Here is a 17,194-nt window from a genome sequence, read left to right as displayed (position 1 = left end):
GGTGAATCGTCCCGTCCAACGCGTCGTCATCATCGTGCTCGCGCTCCTGCTGGTGGCCCCCCTCGGAGTGATGGGGCTCGGCGGGCTGCTGGGTCCCGGCGGCGAGGACCGGGCCGGGCAGGACTCGGCGGTCGAGAATCCGGAGGACCGGCCGACGGCGGACCCGGCCGAGCAGCCGCCCCGTCCCGAGCTGCCGCGGCCGGAGGAGCCCGCCGGCCTCACCGAGCAGGGCGCCGAGGGCGCCCAGGCGACGCTCACCTACCTGCTGGAGTCCTACGACTACATGATGAGCAGCGGCGACACCTCCGTGTGGGAGGACTCCGTGGACCCGAACTGCCGGGTCTGCATGCGCTTCCTGGACAACGCCCAGGTGCTCGCCGAGCAGGGTGGCTACCTGATCGGCGGCGCCTTCGAGGTGCACTCGACGAGCTTCTCGGGCACGGGCGAGCCGCCGGCGACCGGCACCGTGGTCGCCCAGTTCACCCAGGCGGAGTCCCTCCTGGTAGATGACCCGCAGCTGCAGGCCACGCGGCTGAGCTCGGTGACCGGCCAGCTGATCGCCACCGTGGCCTGGGACGGCGGGCGCTGGCGCGTCACCGACATGACGATCGCCCCGCCCGAGGGCGCGGCGCCCTCCGACGGCGGCGGCGCGAGCGATGCGGGCGGCGGTGCCGGCGCGGGCGACGGGGGCGCGGCCGGCGCAGCGAGCTGAGGCGCGGGCGCGGTGGGGCTGGATTGCCCCGTCCATCCCTGCTGCCGCTCTGGCCGCCGCGAAGCGGCACCTGACATGGAGTGCTCCTGGGTCACCCCCTCCTCACCAGCGGAGTGTGGATGACGCCGGGGCAGTGACCGTGCTGCACGGCACCCTGCACCTATGACCCGTCGACCTGCCCCGCTGCCCGAGTCCCTGCCGTGGCGAGTCTTCACCCGTGCCGAGGCACTGCGGGCCGGCGTCCTGCCGGGCCGGCTCCGACGCTCGGACATCGCCCGGCTCCGACCCGGCCTCCTCCGACGGGTCGGCGCGCCCATCGGTGAGGCGGACATCGCCTCGGCCCTCTGCCGCGACGATCCCCGCGCGGTCGTGGTCGGCGTCTCCGCGGCGAGGATCCTCGGCCTCCCCCTGCCCAGCCCGCTCGAGACGTGGCGGTCGGGCATCCCGGTGCAGGTCTCGATCCCGGGAGGTGCGGTGAGCTCGGACAGGGTCGTGCGGTGGCGAGGTCTCGTCCTCGCTCCTGACCAGGTCTGGAGTCCCCGCCTCGAGTTCGTCCCCACGGCCGACGAGCCTGCTCGCACGCCGCTCCCCGTCCGGATGACGACGCGAGTTCGCACGTGGCGGGACCTGGCAGGGACCGTCCCCGCGTTCTTCCTGGTCGCGATCGGCGACCACCTCGTCCGCCGACCACGCCCCGGACTCGAGCCGGGCCGAGAGGAACCGTGGTGCACCCTCGACGAGCTCCGGCGGATGTGCACCGGCCGCGACACCCGGGCGCTGAGACACGCTGTGGAGCAGGTGCGCGTCGGGGCGGACTCACCGCGCGAGACCCTGCTGCGCCTGGCCTTCCTGCGAGCCGGCCTGCCCGAGCCACAGCTCAACGCCCCGCTGACCGGCGTCGACGGGAACCGCGGGCACCAGGCCGATTTCCTCTGGCCCGAGTACCGGGTCTGCGCGGAGTACGAGGGCAGACATCACAGCGATCCGGAGCAGGTCAGTCGCGACATCGAACGCGCCCGCAGGGTGGAGAAGGCAGGGTGGGTGGAGGTGAGACTCCACCATCACGACGTGAGCGAGGACTGCGCCGTGGCGGTGCGCCTCGTGCGGGATGCCCTGAAGGCACGGGGGTGGCGTCCGTCCGCCTCACCGTCCGGCGACCGGTGACCGGCGCCCGGCGCCCGGCGGTAGCACCCGCCCATCTCACCGGCCGGGCGCTCAGGAGATACCCCAGCAGTCCCTCTGAGGTGCCGCTTCGACGGGCACTAAGCGGCACCTGGGATGGACTGCTAGCAGCCGAGGGATGGACTGCCCACAGCCGAGGAGAATCAGGGGGCCGTGCCCGCACGTCCCGCCGCCCGATAGAGGAACAGATCCGTGCGGTACGGAACGCCCACCAGGTCGCCGGGCGCATGGCCGAGGCGCTCGTGGAGGTACCAGTCGAGGTTCGCGAGCACCTTCGCGCGGCGCTCCTCGGAGGCGGTGATGACGTAGCTGCGGGTGCGGGCGAGGTCGATGACGTCGCCGGTGGGCATCGGGTCCTCCCACCGGTGCACGCTGCGGGCGGTGAGCTCGAGCTCGGGGCCGACGGTGGGGCTGAAGTCCTCGCGATGGATGTCCCCGGCGTGCATGATCCGGGAGAGCCGGTGCACCCACGGGATCGTCACGTCGAGCATGTTCCACGCCAGGGCGAGCACCCCGCCGGGGGCCAGCAGCCGCGCCACCTCCGTCGAGGCCGCGGCCGCGTCGAACCAGTGCCACGCCTGGGCGACGGTGACCAGTTCGGCGGAGCCGGTGGGCAGGCCGGTGGCCTCGGCGGGTGCGAGATGCGTGGCGAGCGCGGCGCCCGATGAGGCGGGGCCCGATGGGGTGGTCAGCGACGCTCCCCGCCGCCGCGCGGTCTCGAGCATCGCGGCGCTGGTGTCTACCGCAGTGACCTCGAGACCGCGCGCGGCGAGCGCCCAGGACAGCTTCCCGGTCCCCGCCCCGAGGTCGATCGCCCGCGCGGCCCCGCCGTCGGCACCCTCCGCGACCCGCGCGAGCATCGTCTCGAGCGCGGCACCCGGATACCCCGGCCGCAGCCGGTCGTAGTCCTCGCCCTGCTCCTGGAAGGCAGCGGCGAGCGCGCTCTTGCGCTCCCGGTCGCGGAACCGCGGCTCATCGCGCGCGGAGATCGGCGGGATGGGTGGGTGCAGGGGGTCGGCGGCCCCGCTCGCCCGGTCCATCCCGGTCACCGCTGGCTGCGGTGCGCGACCCAGGAGCGGTGCAGCCCGGCGTAGATCCCGCCGTCGAGGTCGACCAGCTCGTCGTGGGTGCCGTGCTCGACCAGCTCGCCGCCGTCCAGCACCATGATCCGGTCGGCGCGCTCGGCCGTGGAGAGCCGGTGGGCGATGGTGATGGTGGTGCGGCCGCGGGCGAGGCCGTCGATGGCCTGCTGCAGGCGCACGTCCGCAGCGGGGTCCACGGCGCTGGTGGCCTCGTCGAGCACGATGATGTCCGGATCGGCCAGGTAGGCGCGGGCCAGTGCCACCAGCTGCCGCTCCCCCGCGCTGAGGGATTCGCCGCGCTGGCCGACGGGGGTGTCCAGCCCCTCGGGCAGCTCGTCGGCCCAGGTGCCCAGGCCCAGCTCGTCGAGGGCCTGGCGCATCTCCGCCTCGCTCGCGCCGGGCCTGCCGTAGTCCAGGTTCCCGCTCACGGTGGTGTCGAAGAGGAAGCCCTCCTGCGGCACCATGATCACCCGCGAGCGCAGGGAGTCGTAGGGGATCAGGGGCAGCGGGATGCCGCCGATGAGGATCTGACCGGAGGCGGGGTCCATCATGCGGGTCAGCAGCTTGGCGAAGGTGGTCTTGCCGCTGCCGGTCTCGCCCACGATCGCGATGCGGGAGCGGGCGGGCAGGTCCACGCTGAGGCCGTGCAGCACCTCGGGGCCGGTCGGGTAGGAATAGCGCAGCTCGCGGATCTCGATGGCCAGCAGACCCTCGGGCAGGGCCCGCGCGCCGGGCACGGGCTCGCCCCGGCGACCGGTGTGGGGGTCCATGGCACCGGCGGGGTCGGCGACGTCGGCCGGCGTGTCGAGCACGCCGAGCACGCGCCGCCAGCCGGCGACCGCGTTCTGGGCCTGCATCAGCATCTCGATGCCCATCCGCACCGGCTGGCTGAACAGGGAGACCAGGAAGATGAAGGCGATCACGCCGCCGGCGGTGAGGTCGCTGCCGGGCAGGTCGATGCCCAGCGCCCCGGTGCCCAGCACGATCCCGACCACGACCACCACGGCGGTGGCGAGGCCGTCGGCCGTCTCCGAGAGGAAGAAGGAGGCGGACTGCGGCTTCAGCACGGAGAACTGGGCGTCGCGCACGTCGCGGACGCGGGAGGTCTGGGTGTCCCGGGTGCGGGACTCGATGCCGTAGGCGCGCACCGTCGCGGAGCCGACGAGCGCCTCGGAGACGGCGCCGAGCATGCGGCCCACCTCGGTGCGGACCAGCTGGAAGCGGGCCCGGATCCGGCGCTGCAGCGTCCCCATCACCAGCAGGATCGGAATGTAGCAGAGCCACACCACGATCGCCAGCGGCCAGGAGTAGAAGAGCATCACGGCGGTGGCGAGGAGGAGCTGCATGCTCATCACCACCAGCATGATGCCGCCGAAGCTCATGAACTGGCTGACGGTGTCGACGTCGCTGGTCACGCGGGAGACGAGCGCGCCGCGCTGCTCGGTGCCCTGGGTGAGCAGGGACAGGTCGTGGATGTGGCGGAAGGCGCGCTTGCGCAGGGTGGCCAGGGACGTCTCGGCCAGGCGGAACAGTCGCCGGTTCATGACGATGTTGCACACCGCGGTGCTCAGCAGCACTACCGCGGCGAGCCCCGCGGCGCTCGCGACGAAGGCGATGTCGGGGGTCTCGGGCTGGATGATGCCGCGGTCGAGGATGGCCTGGACCGCGATCGGGACCACCACCTTGCCGGCGGTGGCGATGACGGCGAGCAGGATCGTGATCCACAGGCCCTGCAGCGCACCGGGGGCCAGTGCGAGGCCGCGGCGCACGGTGTGCAGCGCGGACTCCTCGGTGGTGGCCTCGGCGCCGAGGGCGGAGGACTCCGTCGTCGCGGGGGCGGCGGGGGCGGCGGTCATCGGTCCTCCTCCTCGGTCTCGCGATGGTCCCGGTGCTGGTCCCGGGGCTGGTCCTGGTGCGGGTCCCGCTGGCCGTCGTCCTGCTCGTCCTCGTCCTGGCAGTGATCGGCCATGGCGGTCTCGTCCTCGTAGCGGAAGTGGCTGGAGCTGTGGTGCTCGCGCGCGTCGGCGACGGTGCGGGCACGGGCGGCGGGCACGGCGACCGCGGGGTCGGGGCCGTCGCTGGGCTGCGGTCCCGAGGACTCCAGCAGGTTGTGGCTGATCGCGGCCTCGTCGTAGGCATCGACCAGTGCGCGGTAGCCCGCGCTGCGTCCGCGCAGCTCCTCATGGGTGCCGGCGGCGGCCACCCGGCCGTGGTCGAGGAAGACGACCTGGTCGGCGAGGGAGATGGTGGACTTGCGGTAGGCGATCAGCAGCAGCGTGGAAGCGGTCATCTCGCGACGGATGCCGTCGAGGATCGCCAGCTCCACGCTGGGGTCGCAGGCGCTGGTGGCGTCGTCCAGGATCAGCAGCCGGGGCCGACGGGCGAGCGCCCGAGCCAGGGCGATGCGCTGGCGCTGGCCGCCGGAGAGCGAACCGCCCCGCTCCCCCAGCTCGGTGTCCAGGCCATCCGGCAGGGCGTCGACGAACTCCTCGGCCTGGGCGACGCGCAGCGCCCAGCGGACGGTGGCCTCATCGAGGTCGTCCCCGAGGGTGACGTTCCAGCGCACCGTCTCGTCGAACACGAAGGCCTGCTGCAGGACCAGGGCGACGTCGGCGGTGAGGGCGTCGGCCGTGAGGGAGCGCAGGTCCGCGCCGTCCAGGCGCACGGCGCCGGAGCTGGGGTGGACCAGGCCTGCGGCGACCAGGGCGAGGGTGGACTTGCCGGAGCCGGTCGCGCCGACGACGGCGAGCACCCGGGTGCCGGCGCGCGGGTCGGCCCGCAGGCTGACGCCGTGCAGGGCGCGCCCCTCCCGGATCCGCTGATCGGTGCCGCGGTTCTCGCGGCCGAGGATCACCTGGGCGGGATCATCGCGATAGACGAAGGTGACCTCGTCCATCGCGAGCACCCCGGGGCCCGCGGGCAGCGGATCGGGGCCGTAGGTGCGCTCCTCGGTGACGTCGAGGATCTGCTGGACCCGGCCGCCGCCGACGACGGTGCGGGAGAGGTCGCCGAGCACCCAGCCGAAGGAGCGGATCGGCAGCGACATCAGCGTGAACAGGTAGGCGACCTCGACCAGCTGGCCGGTGGTGAGGTGGCCGTCGCCGATGCGCCAGGCGCCGAGCACGGCGACGGCGAGGATGCCGAGGTTGGGCAGGGCGTCGATCAGTGGGTCGAACCAGCCGCGCACGTAGCCGAAGCGGATGCCCGCCTCGCGGAGATCATCCGCGGCGCGGTCGAAGCGCTCCTCCTCGACGTCCTCGCGGCCCAGGGACTTCACCACGTTGGCGCCGTCGAAGGATTCGTGGGCGATCTCGGCGACCTCGGCCCGCAGCTGCTGGGAGCGCATCGCGATCGGGGTCGCGAAGCGCTGCAGCAGCACGTTGAGGATGATCAGCAACACGATCAGCGCGAGCATGACCAGCAGGATCACCGGGTCGATGCGGGCCACGACCACGGTCGCATAGACCAGCATCACGATCGTGGACAGCGCGAAGGGGAAGGGCGCCATCGCGAAGAACGTCGCCTCCACGTCCGCGTAGACGGAGCTCAGCAGGGTGCCGGTGGCCTGGCGGCGGTGCCACAGCAGCGGCACCTTCGCGTAGATCGCGGCGATCCGTTCGCGGTACAGGCCGAACAGCTCGAACTGGGTGGCGGCGGCGAACACGCGGCGGGCCATCACGGTGACGGCGCGGGCCACGGCGATGCCGAGGATCGCCAGGCCGCCGCCGAGCAGCAGCGCCGGGGTCGCCTCGCCGCGCTGGAAGGAGGGCACGATCACCTGCTCGGTGACGCGGCCGATGACGGCGGAGGTCGCGATCTGCAGCAGTGCGAAGGCGGTGGCCCCGAGCACGGCGAGCACGAACCAGCGGCGCTGCTCCCAGGAGCCCTTCAGCAGGCGCTTCAGGCCCGGCACCAGCACGGCGGGGTGCTGGCGTGCGGTCAGGGCCGGAGCGCGCTCGGCGGTGGGCCGGGGACGGGTGACGGTGTCGGTGCGGGTCATGCGGTGACGAAGTGGACGAGGACGGCGACCGCGAAGACGATCGTGGAGAGCATGGCGAGGGAGAACTCGATGAGGATGCCGAGGCCCAGGGCCTTCATCGCGACCCAGGCCGAGGTGAAGCCCTTCCGCCAGTCCTGCTGCCGCACCGCTTCGCTGAGGTACAGACCCACCAGGAACCCGAGCGGCAGGCCCAGGAAGGGGATCACGAAGATGCCGACGATGCCGGAGGCGATCGCGACGTAGATCGGCCACATCGGCACCTCGGCCGCGTGCAGCCGTCTGCCGGTGAGGACGTAGCTGGTGGTCATGCCGATCGCGCCGAGCACCAGCGCGATCGCGAAGGTCACCCAGCCGGTCCAGCCGCCGATCACGATCGCCCACACCAGGGCGGCGATGACCATGGTGATGGTGCCGGGCAGCACCGGGACCACGATCCCGGCCAGGCCCACCACGTAGGCGATGCCGACCAGGACGGTCACGATGATCTGGACGATGAGTGAGTCCACGGGTCCTCCGGGAGGCGCGGGGTGGGCGGTGGCCGGCGCGCCTCCGCAGGCGGCGTGAGCGTTCACGACGAGGACGCGGGGCGGCGGCGGCAGTGCGGGCGGCGGCCCCGGGACGGGGCCGGGTCCATCCTATCGGGCCCTCTGAGGCGGGTGGCGGCGCCGAGGCCCACGCTGCGCCGACCGCCCCGCAGGTGCGCCGGACTACTTCGTGCGCGTCGCCGTCGCGGATCTCGAGGTGTACGAGCACGTCCTCACCGAGCAGGTGATCTCCATCCCCGGCGTCTCGCGCATCTCCTCGCGCTTCGCGATGAAGGTGCCCAAGCGCCGGGGCCCGGCCCCGGTCACCGCGCGGAGACGGTGAGTCGCGGAGACGGTGAGTCGCGGGGCCACTGGCCGCATCCAGCCCGGGACCGTACGGTGCCGCTGTGGAACGGTGCCGATATGGATGAGCTGCTGCGGCTGGCCCTGGTGGGCATCGCGGGCGGGCTCGGCCTGTTCGTCGTGCTCCTGCTGCCCGCGATGTGGCTGCAGCGTCGCCGCTTCGGCCGGGTGCGGCCGTCGCGGCTGGCAGGTGTGCTCGTGATCTGCGTGTACACGATGTCACTGGCGGGCCTGACGATCGCCCCGGCCTATGACGTGGCCCTGACCTGCCGCAGCCGCGCGGGCGGGGTGGCGCGCCTGGATCCGTTCCATTCGGTGGCCGAGGTGCTGGGGATGCAGCGCGGCGGGGCGGGACTGCTGGAGCTGGCCACCAGCTTCCCGGTGCTGCAGATCCTCATGAACCTGGCGCTGTTCCTGCCGCTGGGGCTGATCCTGCGGGGCGTGTTCCGGCAGGACGCCACCACCTCGCTGGCACTGTCGGTGCTGCTCTCGGCGCTGATCGAGGTCACGCAGTACACCGGCGCCTTCGGGCTCTACCCGTGCGGCGTGCGGATCGCCGACATCGAGGACCTGCTGGCCAACTCGTGCGGCGCCTGGGCGGGGGCGCTGCTCGCACCGCTGCTGACCCGGTGGCGGGTGCCGCTGTTCGCCCGGGAGGAGCGGCGGTGGGAGGCCGGCAGCCGGCCCACCGGGACCGAGGAGGTCGAGCACCTGCTCCGTCGGTGGTTCTGAGGCTGCCGGTGGTGCAGAGGCTGTCCCGGCTCCGGCGCGCGATCAGGCGGTGACGGTCAGCGTGGAGCGGGCGTCGGCGCCGCGGCGCACGTGGATCTGCTCGGCGATCTGCGCCTTCATGTCGCCGACGTGGCTGACGATCCCGATCACGCGGCCGCTCTCGGCGAGCCGCCCGATCTCGCGGACCACGGTCTCGAGGGTCTCGGGGTCCAGGCTGCCGAAGCCCTCGTCGATGAAGAGGGTCTCCATCTGCACTCCCCCGGCCTCCCCCATGACGATGTCCGCCAGACCGAGCGCGAGGGCGAGGGAGACGAAGAAGGTCTCGCCGCCGGAGAGGGTCTCGGGCACGCGCACCTGGTCGGTGCGGCGGTCCAGGACCAGCAGGTCCAGGCCGGTCTTCCTCGCGCCGCGGGCTCCGGTGTCGCGCAGCAGCTCGAGGTCGGAGCCGGAGAACAGGGCCAGGCGCACGTTCGCGGCCTCGATGACGGCGTCGAGCCGCCACATCAGCACATAGGTGGACAGCTGCACCCGCTCCCCGTCGCTCGAGCGGCCGGTGGCGAGGTCGGCGACGCGCACGGTGATGCCCGCATCCTCGCTGATGGTGCGCACCTGCTCCGATGCCGTCCCCAGCGCGGCCCGAGCCGCGGCGGCGCGCTCGGCGATGCCCCGCAGCCGGGCCGCGATGCCGGCGGCCTCCTGCGACGCGGCCCGCGCGGCGGTGAGCTTCTCCCCGGTCGCGACCACCACGGCCTCCGCCTGCTCCCGGGCCTCCTCGGTGGCCTCGGCCTCGGCGATGCCCTCCTCGGCCAGAGCGTCGGCGAGCCGGGACTCGTCGACGGCGCGGGCCTGCACGAGCTTCTGCAGTCGCTCGCGCTCCTCGGCGGCGAGCACTGCCGCGCGGGCCACTTCGGCGGTGGCGAGCCCGCTGGCAGTGAGGGCCGTCTCCGCCTCCTCGGCGAGCTCGCCGGCGCGCTGCTCGGCGTCGGCCCGGACACGCAGCGCCTCCCGCAGGGTCGTCGCGGCCCGGGCACGGTCGAGGTGGCCGCGGCGGCGGGCGGCGATGGAGTCGTCCTCGCCGCGAGCCTCGGCGACCCTGGTGCGGTCGGCCTCGAGGGCGCGGGCGGTCTCCTCGATCGCCGTGCGCTCGCGCTCGACGCCGAGGGCATCGGTCTCCTTGCCCCGGGTCAGGCGCTCGGTCTCCTGGTCGAAGGCGGTCAGCGCCTCCTCGAGCGCCGCGGCCTGCTTCTCGGCCGTGCGGGCGGTCTCGACCTGGGCCTTCGCGGCGTCGACGGCGGTGGTCGCGGTCTCGGGGGTGAGCTCCCCGGCGGCATCGCGGAGCCGGGCGAGCTCCTGACCCGCCAGGGCATGCTCCTGCTCCGCGCGGGAGTGCGCGGCCTCGGCGGCCCGACGCTCCTCCTCCGCGGCCTCGACCTGCTCGGGGCCGACGGCGTCCTCGGCGGCGCCCGCCGGGTGGGGGTGCTCGAGCGCACCGCAGACGGGGCAGGCCTCGCCGGCCTCGAGGTCGACGGCGAGCTCGGCGGCGATCCCGGCGAAGCGGCGGCGGCGCAGCTCGGCCTCCCGCGCCGCCCGCTCTTGGGCGGTGCGCAGGGTGGCCGCGACCTGCTCGCGGGCGGTCTCGACCTGCTTCTGCTGGGCCGCGGCAGCGGCCGCGGCCTGCTGGCGCTCCTCGGCGGTGCGCAGCGCGAGGCGGGCGTCCCCCAGGGCCAGGGCGTCCTTGCGCGCGGCATCTCGGGCGGTGACCTCCGCGGTGCGCCGGGCCGGACGTGCCTCGAGCTGCTCGGTGAGGACGGCCAGGGCGGGCATCGCCGCGGTGAGCTGCTCGCGCCGCTCGGTGAGCTTCTGCGTGCGCGCGGGCAGTGCGGCCTCGAGCTCGACGAGGTCCTGGAGCGTGCCGGCCGCGGCCGTGGCGTCGTCGGCCGCGGCCACCAGCTGCGTGGCGGCGTCCTCCTCCTCCAGCAGATCCACGACCGTCCGCTGCTGCGGCGCAGTGGTGCTCGCGAGCTGGGCGAGGGCCTCGACCGCGGTGGCGGCCTTCGCGGTGGCGGCATCGCGGCGCCGCAGCACCTCGACGACGGGCCGGGCGGTCTCGTCACGCTGCAGGGCGGTGCGCGCCGTCTCGAGCGCGGGCTTCTGCGTCGAGAGCCGCTCCGCGAGCGCGTCGAGCTCCCGCCGGCGGTCGATGCGCTTCCGGGCGGTGGTGGCGGACTCGGCCGCGGTGCGGGCGGCCTGCTCGGCGATCCCGGCCTGCTCCGCTGCGCCGCCCGCCTCCTCGGCCCGGGCGGTCACCGCCGCGAGGTGCTCCTCGGCGAGCGCGGCCAGCGGGTCCAGGCGCAGCGCCGCGGCATGCTCCTCGAGCACCCCGACCGGCTCCTCCTGCAGCGCGGCGGCCTCGGTGAACCGGGCCAGCGCGGTGCCGAGGGTCTGCTGGGCGGCGTCGACCTCGCGCCTGGCCTGCTTGCGCATCTCCTCGAGCTGCTTCTCCACGGCGGCGTAGGTCTCGGTGCCGAACACGCGCTGCAGCACCGCCTGGCGCTCCCCGGTGCCGGCGCGCAGGAAGCGGGCGAACTCGTTCTGCGGCAGCAGGACCGTCTGGGTGAACTGCTCCCGGGTCAGCCCCACGGCGCGCTGGATCTCGCGGCCCACCTCGTCGATGCGGGTGGCGATCGCCTCGACGCCGCCGCCCCCGCCCGCGGTGTCGGCGATGACGTCCTGGATCAGCTGGGGCGAGCCGATCCGCCACAGCACGGCCTTGGCCTGCTCCTTCGTGGTGCCGGTGCCGCGCAGTTTGGGGCGGTGGAACTCGGGCCGGCGACGCACCCGGTAGATCCCGGAGGCGGTCTCGAACACCAGGTCCACCACGCTCGCCTCGGTGGGCGGCGCGAACTGCGAACGGATCCGGTCGCCGCTGCTGACGCTGCCGGCGACCTGCCCGTACAGGGCATAGACGATGGCGTCGAGGATCGTGGACTTGCCGGAGCCGGTGGGACCCTCGAGCAGGAACATGCCGCTCGCGCCGAGGGCGGCGAGGTCGATCTGCACAGTGCCGGCGAAGGGGCCGATCCCGGTCAGGTGCAGGTGGTGGAGCTTCACGAGGCCTCCTGCTGGCGGCGCACCGCGGTATAGGCGCGGTCCAGGACCTCGTGCTCGGCGGCGGTGGGTGCCGCGCCGGTGACGTGGGCGAGGAAGTCGTCCATCACGTCCAGCGGATTCTGCTCCCGCCGCACCACCGGGGTGCCCGCTCTCGCCTCGCGACCCTCGGGCGCGTAGTCGGTCAGCAGCAGGTGGGGGTAGGCCTCACGCAGCTGTTCCTGCAGGTGGGCGGGGCGAGCCGGGTCGGTGACGACGGCCTTGATCCAGTCGTCGCCGTGCTCGTGGGCCTGGGCGAGGATCTCCTCGAGGGTGCCGCGCAGCTCGGTGAGCGGGCGCGGCACGGGGGTCTCGATCCGGCGCACCTCGGCGGCGGTGCCGGGTTCTCCGAGCTCCACCAGCAGCACGGACTTGCGGTGGGTCCGCTCGGAGAAGGAGAAGGCCAGCGGCGAGCCGGAATACCAGGCGGGGGCGCCGACGAGGCGGGTGAGGTCCTGACAGCCGTGCAGGTGGCCCAGCGCCAGATAGTCGAGGCCTCCCAGCACCCCGGCGGGCACCGAGTCGACGCCGCCGACGGACAGGTCCCGCTCGGAGTCGCTGGCATCGCCGCCGGTGACGAAGGTGTGGGCGAGGACGACGGTGCGCGCTCCCGGATGTGCGGCGGCGCGCGCGTGCACGCGATCCAGCGCGGCGCGGGTGACGGCCTCGTGGCTGCGGGCCAGCGGTGCCTCCCCCTCGCCGACCAGCTCGGTGCGGGCCCGGTCGGGTTCGAGGTAGGGCAGACCGAAGAAGAGCACCTCGCCGTGCTCGTCGGCCACGGAGACGGGGTGCTCGATGCCGGGCACGTCGGTGAGCAGGTGGATGCCGGAGCGCATCAGCGAGCGGCCGAAGCCGAGCCGCTCCGGGGAGTCGTGGTTCCCGGAGGTCAGCACCACGGTGGCGCCGGTGTCGGCCAGGCGCGCCAGGGCGCTGTCCAGCAGGGTCACGCTGGACACGGCGGGCACGGCGCGGTCGTAGACGTCGCCGGGGATGACGACCACGTCGACCTGCTCGGCCCGGACCAGATCGACCAGCCAGTCGAGGAAGACGGCCTGGTGGGCGTGCAGGTCGACCTTGTGCAGGGTGCGGCCCAGGTGCCAGTCCGAGGTGTGCAGGATCTTCATGCCCCGAGCCTACGAGCGGGGACCGACAGCCGGGGACGTCTCGCCCCGACGGACGGTGGGCACCCGTCGCGAGCTCGTGCTCTAGAGTGGTCGGCGGACACGGGGTGCGCCCGGCGCGCTGAGATGACACCCGTGGAACCTGATCTAGTTCGTACTAGCGAAGGGATGTCCGCATGATTTCGGATCCTTGCACCCAGCCCCCGTCCACCCTCCTCCCCGCCCGGCCGACGGTGCCGCGCGTGGTCTCGATCGCGGGGACGGACCCCACCGGCGGCGCCGGCACCGCTGCGGATCTCAAGTCGATCACCGCCGCGGGCGGCTTCGGCATGGCCGTGGTCACCGCGGTGGTCGCGCAGAACACCCACGGCGTGCGCGACATCCATGTGCCACCAGCCGGCTTCCTCGCCGCTCAGCTGGCCGCGGTCAGCGACGACGTCACGCTCGAGGCCGTCAAGACCGGGATGCTCGGCACCGTCGAGGTCATCGAGACGGTAGCGGCCTGGATCGACGCTCATCCGCCGCGGGTGCTCGTGGTGGACCCGGTGATGGTCGCCACCAGCGGGCATCGACTCCTGGAGCCCGCGGCCGAGCAGGCGATGCTCCGGTTCTGCCGTCGCGCGAGCGTGGTCACCCCGAACATCGACGAGCTCGCGGTGCTCACCGGAGCGCCGCGTGCCCGGACCGAGGACGAGGCGCTCGCGCAGGCCGGCCGCTGGGCGGCGGAGACCGGAGTCGCCGTCCTCGTCAAGACCGGCCATCTCGAGGACCGCGAGGTGACCAACACCTGGGTGGAGCCGGACGGCGCGCAGCACCGGGCGAGCTCGCCCCGCGTGGAGACCACCAGCACGCACGGCACCGGCTGCTCCCTCGCCTCCGCCCTCGCCACCCGCCTCGGCGCCGGCCACAGCCCCGCCGCGGCCCTGGCCTGGGCGACCCAGTGGCTGCACGAGGCGATCGTGCACGGCGGGGCGCTGCAGGTCGGCACGGGCCACGGCCCCGTGGACCACGCCCATCAGGGCCGACGGCTGGCAGCGGCCGGTTCCGCCGCACCCTGGCTGCGGGCGGGCGAGATCCCGGCCCGGCTCGAGACTCCCGAGGATCTGAGCGACGCCTGCGCGGGGACTGCCGGGACGAGGTCCGGCACGGAGGCCGGGATCCCCCCGGCGCTCCCGGTCGTCGCCCCCGCCGGCCCGTGGACCGCGGCGCTCTGGGCCGCCGGATCCTCCCTGGCAGCGCAGGTGACCGGCTCTGGGTTCGTCCGCGCACTGGTGGACGGCAGCCTGCCCGGCCCGGCGTTCGACGTCTATCTCGCCCAGGATGCGCTCTACCTCGCGCGCTACTCCCGCGCCCTGGCCGTCCTCGCGGAGACCTCCACCTTCTCCTCCGGCCGTGCTTTCTGGGCGGAGTCCTCGGCGAGCTGCCTGACGGTCGAGGCCGAGCTGCATCGCTCGTGGCTCTCCGCGGAGCCCGCCGCGGATGGCACCACCCTCAGTCCGGTGACCAGCGCATACACCGATTTCCTGCTCAGCCATGCACTCGGCTCCCCCACCCCGGTGGCGGCCGCCGCGGTGCTGCCGTGCTTCTGGCTCTATGCACAGGTGGGCGGCGGGCTGGCCGAGATCGCGCCGGGGCATCCCTACGCCGCCTGGCTGGAGACCTATCGCGATCCCGGGTTCGTCGCAGGCGTGCAGGGGGCGCTGGGCGAGGTCGAGCGGGAGCTCGCCGCGGCCACCCCCGTCCAGCGGGCTGCGGCGGCGCGGGCGTTCCTCCTGGCATGCCGCCACGAGCTGGAGTTCTTCGAGCAGGCCCGTCGGCTCGAGCCCCACGCAGTCTCGGCGGAGACCGCTCTCAGCGGGGCGGCCCGATGACCGCCGCCGCCTCGACGATCGCCGGACCTCGTCAGCTGCCCCCGACGGGGCGAGCCGCCCTGCGGGCCGGGGTGGTCGGCAACTTCATCGACAACATCCATGTGTTCCTGCCCGTGACGGCTCTCGCCCCCGCGATGCTGGTGCTGGCCGGGCCCGGTGCGACCGCCTCCACCGGCGCGCTGATCATCATCGCGATGCTCATGGGTCGTCCCGTCGGCGGGGTCGTGTTCGGCAGGATCTCGGACCGCCTGGGCCGCACCCGCACCACACGGATCGCGATCGGCGGCACGGCCGCGTGTGCGCTGGCCATCGCCCTGGTCCCCACCCATCAGCTGCTGGGCGTCGGGACGGTGGCGCTGATCCTGCTGCTGCGCTTCCTCGGCGGCATCTTCGTGGCCGGTGAGTACTCGGCCGCGATCCCGCTGGCGATGGAATGGTCGGCTCCGCGTCGGCGCGGGCTGATGAGCGGACTGATCCTGTCGATGGCCCCCTGGGCGCAGGCGGCAGTGGCCTTCGCCGTCGCGATGCTGCTGACGCTGCTGGGGCCGCAGCAGTACGCCGCCTGGGGGTGGCGGGTGCTGTTCGCGGCCGGGGCCGTGCTCTCGCTGGGCATGCTGCTGTACTACCGCCGACAGGTGAGCGACGCCCCGCTGTTCCGGCAGCAGCAGGAGCGGACCCTCCGCGACAGCGCGGGTGCTGCGCCGGCCCCGACCCTGCGCAGCCTGCTCACCGGTTCCTGGTCGCGCGCGTTCTGGCAGGTGTTCGCCATGATGACCGGGCTCTGGCTGCTGACCTACACCACGGTGCTGCTGCTCACCGAGCGTCTGGCGACCGATGCGCCGCTGGAGCCGATCGCGGTGCCCCTCGTCATGGGGCTGGCCTCGGTGGCGCAGGCGGTGGCGATGGCGGTGGCCGGTCATCTGTCCACGCTGGTGGGGAGGCGCCGGCTGCTGATGGTCTGGGGTGCGGCCGCGATGGTGGCGGGACCGCTGCTGTGGTGGCTCGCCGTCACCTCCCCCACCCTGGCGATGGCCGCCGCCTGCGCCGCGCTGCTGCAGGTCGCCACCGTCGCCGCCTACGGGCCCATCGCCGCCTATCTCTCCGAGCGCTTCCCCACCTCCATCCGCTCCACCGGGTACGGCGCCGGGTACAGCCTCTCCCTGGTGCTGCCGGCGCTCTACCCCTTCTATGTGCCTGCGCTGGAGCCGGTGCTGGGTCGTCACGGCAGCATCCTGGCCCTGATCGTGCTCGGCGGTCTGCTGCTGGTGGTCGGTGCCGCGCGGGGACCGCGCCTGCGGCCGCGTGAGCTGGCCGCGGACCTCGACACGGTGGCCGCCGGGAGCCGCCGATGAGCGCCCGGCCCGGCACCTCCTCCCCGCCTCCGGGCCCCCGCGCGGACCCGGACCTGGCACCGGTCGCCCCGGTCCTGACCGCGGTGCGCGAGCGGGCGCCGCTGGTGCACTGCCTCACGGCGACCGTGTCGATGTCGCTGGTGGCCGATGGCCTGCTGGCCGCCGGTGCCCGGCCGATGATGACCGAGACCGTGGCCGAGGCGCCGGTGGTGACCACGCTCGCCGACGCCCTGTCGATCAACCTCGGCACGCTCAGCACCGACGCCATGGCCGGGATCCCGGCCACGGTCGAGGTGGCGGTGCGGGAGGGACGCCCCTGGGTGCTCGACCCCACCGCGATCGGGATCGCCCCGGTCCGCACCCCGCTGGCCCGGCAGCTGCTGGGCTCCCGGCCCGCCGTGGTGCGCGGCAACGCCTCCGAGGTGCTGGCCCTGACCGGGGTGGGGCGGGGCGGGCGCGGCCCGGACGCCTCCCCCGCGAGCGACCGCGCCGGCGACGCCGTCGAGAACGCCGCCCGGGAGGTGGCGGCGCGGACCGGCGGAGCGGTCGCGGTCTCCGGGGAGGTGGACCTCGTACGGGACGCCGCGCGCAGCCTGCAGGTGACGCGCGGCACCGCACTGCTGACCCGGGTCACGGGCACCGGGTGTCTGCTGGGGGCACTGACAGCGGCCTGCGCCGCCGTGCATCCCGATCCGTTCGAGGCCGCGGTCGCCGCGACCGTCTGGCTCGACCTCGCCGGGGAGCTCGCCGCCGAGCGTGCCACCGGGCCGGGCAGCTTCCGCATGCACCTGGTGGACACGCTCGATGAGGTAGGACGATGACCGATCAGCCCTCGCGACCCGCCCCGCCCTCGCAGTCCGCGCAGTCCGCCCGCACGCGGGGCGACCCTCTCCCGGACCTCGATCTGCGCTGCTATCTCGTCACCTCGGGCACCGGGCGCGGGACCGTCGAGGTCGCGGCCGCGGCGGCGTCCGCCGGGGCCGGGGTGGTGCAGGTGCGAGCGAAGGAGGCCACGGCGGCGGAGCTGCTGGAGCTAGGGCGTGTCTCCCATATGTGAGGCGGTTTCGCCTGAGAGCCTGGGCATATGGCTACCGCGACGACTCGTCAT

The 17,194-nt window shown here is 74.0% G+C and carries 13 protein-coding genes, 1 pseudogene and 1 riboswitch; of the genes and pseudogenes, 8 read left to right on the top strand and 6 right to left on the bottom strand.

Features of this window, described 5'->3' with window-relative positions; translation table 11 throughout:
- Nucleotide 1: 1 nt before the first annotated feature.
- Nucleotides 2-712 (top strand): DUF6318 family protein, encoded by a 711-nt coding sequence (locus tag ACHUEU_RS12585; protein WP_394216470.1) that lies wholly within the window; start codon nt 2-4, stop codon nt 710-712.
- A gap of 162 nt (nt 713-874) precedes the next feature.
- Nucleotides 875-1,876: an endonuclease domain-containing protein gene (locus ACHUEU_RS12580; protein ID WP_394216469.1), complete on the top strand. Its 1,002-nt coding sequence runs from the start codon at nt 875-877 to the stop codon at nt 1,874-1,876.
- 161 nt (nt 1,877-2,037) lie between these two features.
- Here the strand turns inward: ACHUEU_RS12580 and ACHUEU_RS12575 are convergent, their stop codons facing one another.
- Genes ACHUEU_RS12575 through ACHUEU_RS12560 form a run of 4 tightly spaced genes read right to left on the bottom strand, consistent with a single transcriptional unit; the run spans nt 2,038 to nt 7,482 of the window.
- Entirely contained in the window at nt 2,038-2,934 is an 897-nt protein-coding gene (locus ACHUEU_RS12575; protein ID WP_394216468.1) for a class I SAM-dependent methyltransferase, read from the bottom strand.
- A 5-nt stretch (nt 2,935-2,939) separates the two neighbouring features.
- On the bottom strand, nt 2,940-4,832 hold the full coding sequence (locus ACHUEU_RS12570; protein WP_394216467.1) for an ABC transporter ATP-binding protein: 1,893 nt from the start codon (nt 4,830-4,832) through the stop codon (nt 2,940-2,942).
- Nucleotides 4,829-6,976, bottom strand: a complete 2,148-nt coding sequence (locus tag ACHUEU_RS12565; protein ID WP_394216466.1) for an ABC transporter ATP-binding protein — start codon at nt 6,974-6,976, stop codon at nt 4,829-4,831. The genes ACHUEU_RS12570 and ACHUEU_RS12565 overlap by 4 nt, the downstream gene beginning before the upstream one ends.
- A complete protein-coding gene (locus tag ACHUEU_RS12560) occupies nt 6,973-7,482 on the bottom strand; it encodes a DUF456 domain-containing protein (protein WP_394216465.1) in 510 nt (169 codons plus the stop codon). Before ACHUEU_RS12560 ends, ACHUEU_RS12565 begins: the two co-directional genes overlap by 4 nt.
- A 199-nt stretch (nt 7,483-7,681) precedes the next feature.
- On the opposite strand from ACHUEU_RS12560, the pseudogene ACHUEU_RS12555 reads away from it, so the two are divergent.
- Nucleotides 7,682-7,843 (top strand): annotated as a pseudogene (locus tag ACHUEU_RS12555) (Lrp/AsnC ligand binding domain-containing protein); the annotation flags it as partial.
- 80 nt (nt 7,844-7,923) lie between these two features.
- On the top strand, nt 7,924-8,595 hold the full coding sequence (locus tag ACHUEU_RS12550; RefSeq protein WP_394216464.1) for a VanZ family protein: 672 nt from the start codon (nt 7,924-7,926) through the stop codon (nt 8,593-8,595).
- A 42-nt stretch (nt 8,596-8,637) separates the two neighbouring features.
- Here ACHUEU_RS12550 and ACHUEU_RS12545 read toward each other — a convergent pair whose 3' ends face one another.
- The gene (locus ACHUEU_RS12545; protein WP_394216463.1) at nt 8,638-11,706 is read right to left on the bottom strand and encodes an AAA family ATPase; all 3,069 of its coding nucleotides are present in this window, start codon (nt 11,704-11,706) and stop codon (nt 8,638-8,640) included.
- Nucleotides 11,703-12,866 (bottom strand): exonuclease SbcCD subunit D, encoded by a 1,164-nt coding sequence (locus ACHUEU_RS12540; protein ID WP_394216462.1) that lies wholly within the window; start codon nt 12,864-12,866, stop codon nt 11,703-11,705. Before ACHUEU_RS12540 ends, ACHUEU_RS12545 begins: the two co-directional genes overlap by 4 nt.
- A gap of 90 nt (nt 12,867-12,956) precedes the next feature.
- Nucleotides 12,957-13,049, top strand: a riboswitch (TPP riboswitch).
- Between ACHUEU_RS12540 and ACHUEU_RS12535 the strand changes: the two genes are divergently transcribed.
- The 4 genes from ACHUEU_RS12535 (at nt 13,040) to ACHUEU_RS12520 (ending at nt 17,143) form a co-directional block, all read left to right on the top strand.
- Nucleotides 13,040-14,734, top strand: coding sequence for a bifunctional hydroxymethylpyrimidine kinase/phosphomethylpyrimidine kinase (locus ACHUEU_RS12535; protein ID WP_394216461.1), 1,695 nt, complete (start codon nt 13,040-13,042; stop codon nt 14,732-14,734). (Overlaps the previous riboswitch by 10 nt.)
- Nucleotides 14,731-16,086: an MFS transporter gene (locus ACHUEU_RS12530; protein ID WP_394216460.1), complete on the top strand. Its 1,356-nt coding sequence runs from the start codon at nt 14,731-14,733 to the stop codon at nt 16,084-16,086. Before ACHUEU_RS12535 ends, ACHUEU_RS12530 begins: the two co-directional genes overlap by 4 nt.
- Nucleotides 16,083-16,907 carry a hydroxyethylthiazole kinase gene (thiM, locus tag ACHUEU_RS12525; protein WP_394216459.1) on the top strand — a complete coding sequence of 275 codons (825 nt, stop codon included), beginning with the start codon at nt 16,083-16,085 and terminating at the stop codon, nt 16,905-16,907. Before ACHUEU_RS12530 ends, thiM begins: the two co-directional genes overlap by 4 nt.
- On the top strand, nt 16,904-17,143 hold the full coding sequence (locus tag ACHUEU_RS12520; RefSeq protein ID WP_394216458.1) for a hypothetical protein: 240 nt from the start codon (nt 16,904-16,906) through the stop codon (nt 17,141-17,143). Before thiM ends, ACHUEU_RS12520 begins: the two co-directional genes overlap by 4 nt.
- The last annotated feature ends 51 nt before the right edge of the window (nt 17,144-17,194 follow it).

This window comes from Brachybacterium vulturis, from assembly GCF_043641765.1.
In the GTDB taxonomy this organism is placed as follows: Bacteria; Actinomycetota; Actinomycetes; order Actinomycetales; family Dermabacteraceae; genus Brachybacterium; species Brachybacterium vulturis_A.
The sequence above is the reverse complement of the archived record's forward strand: the minus strand, read 5'-3'. Positions and strand labels throughout refer to the sequence as shown.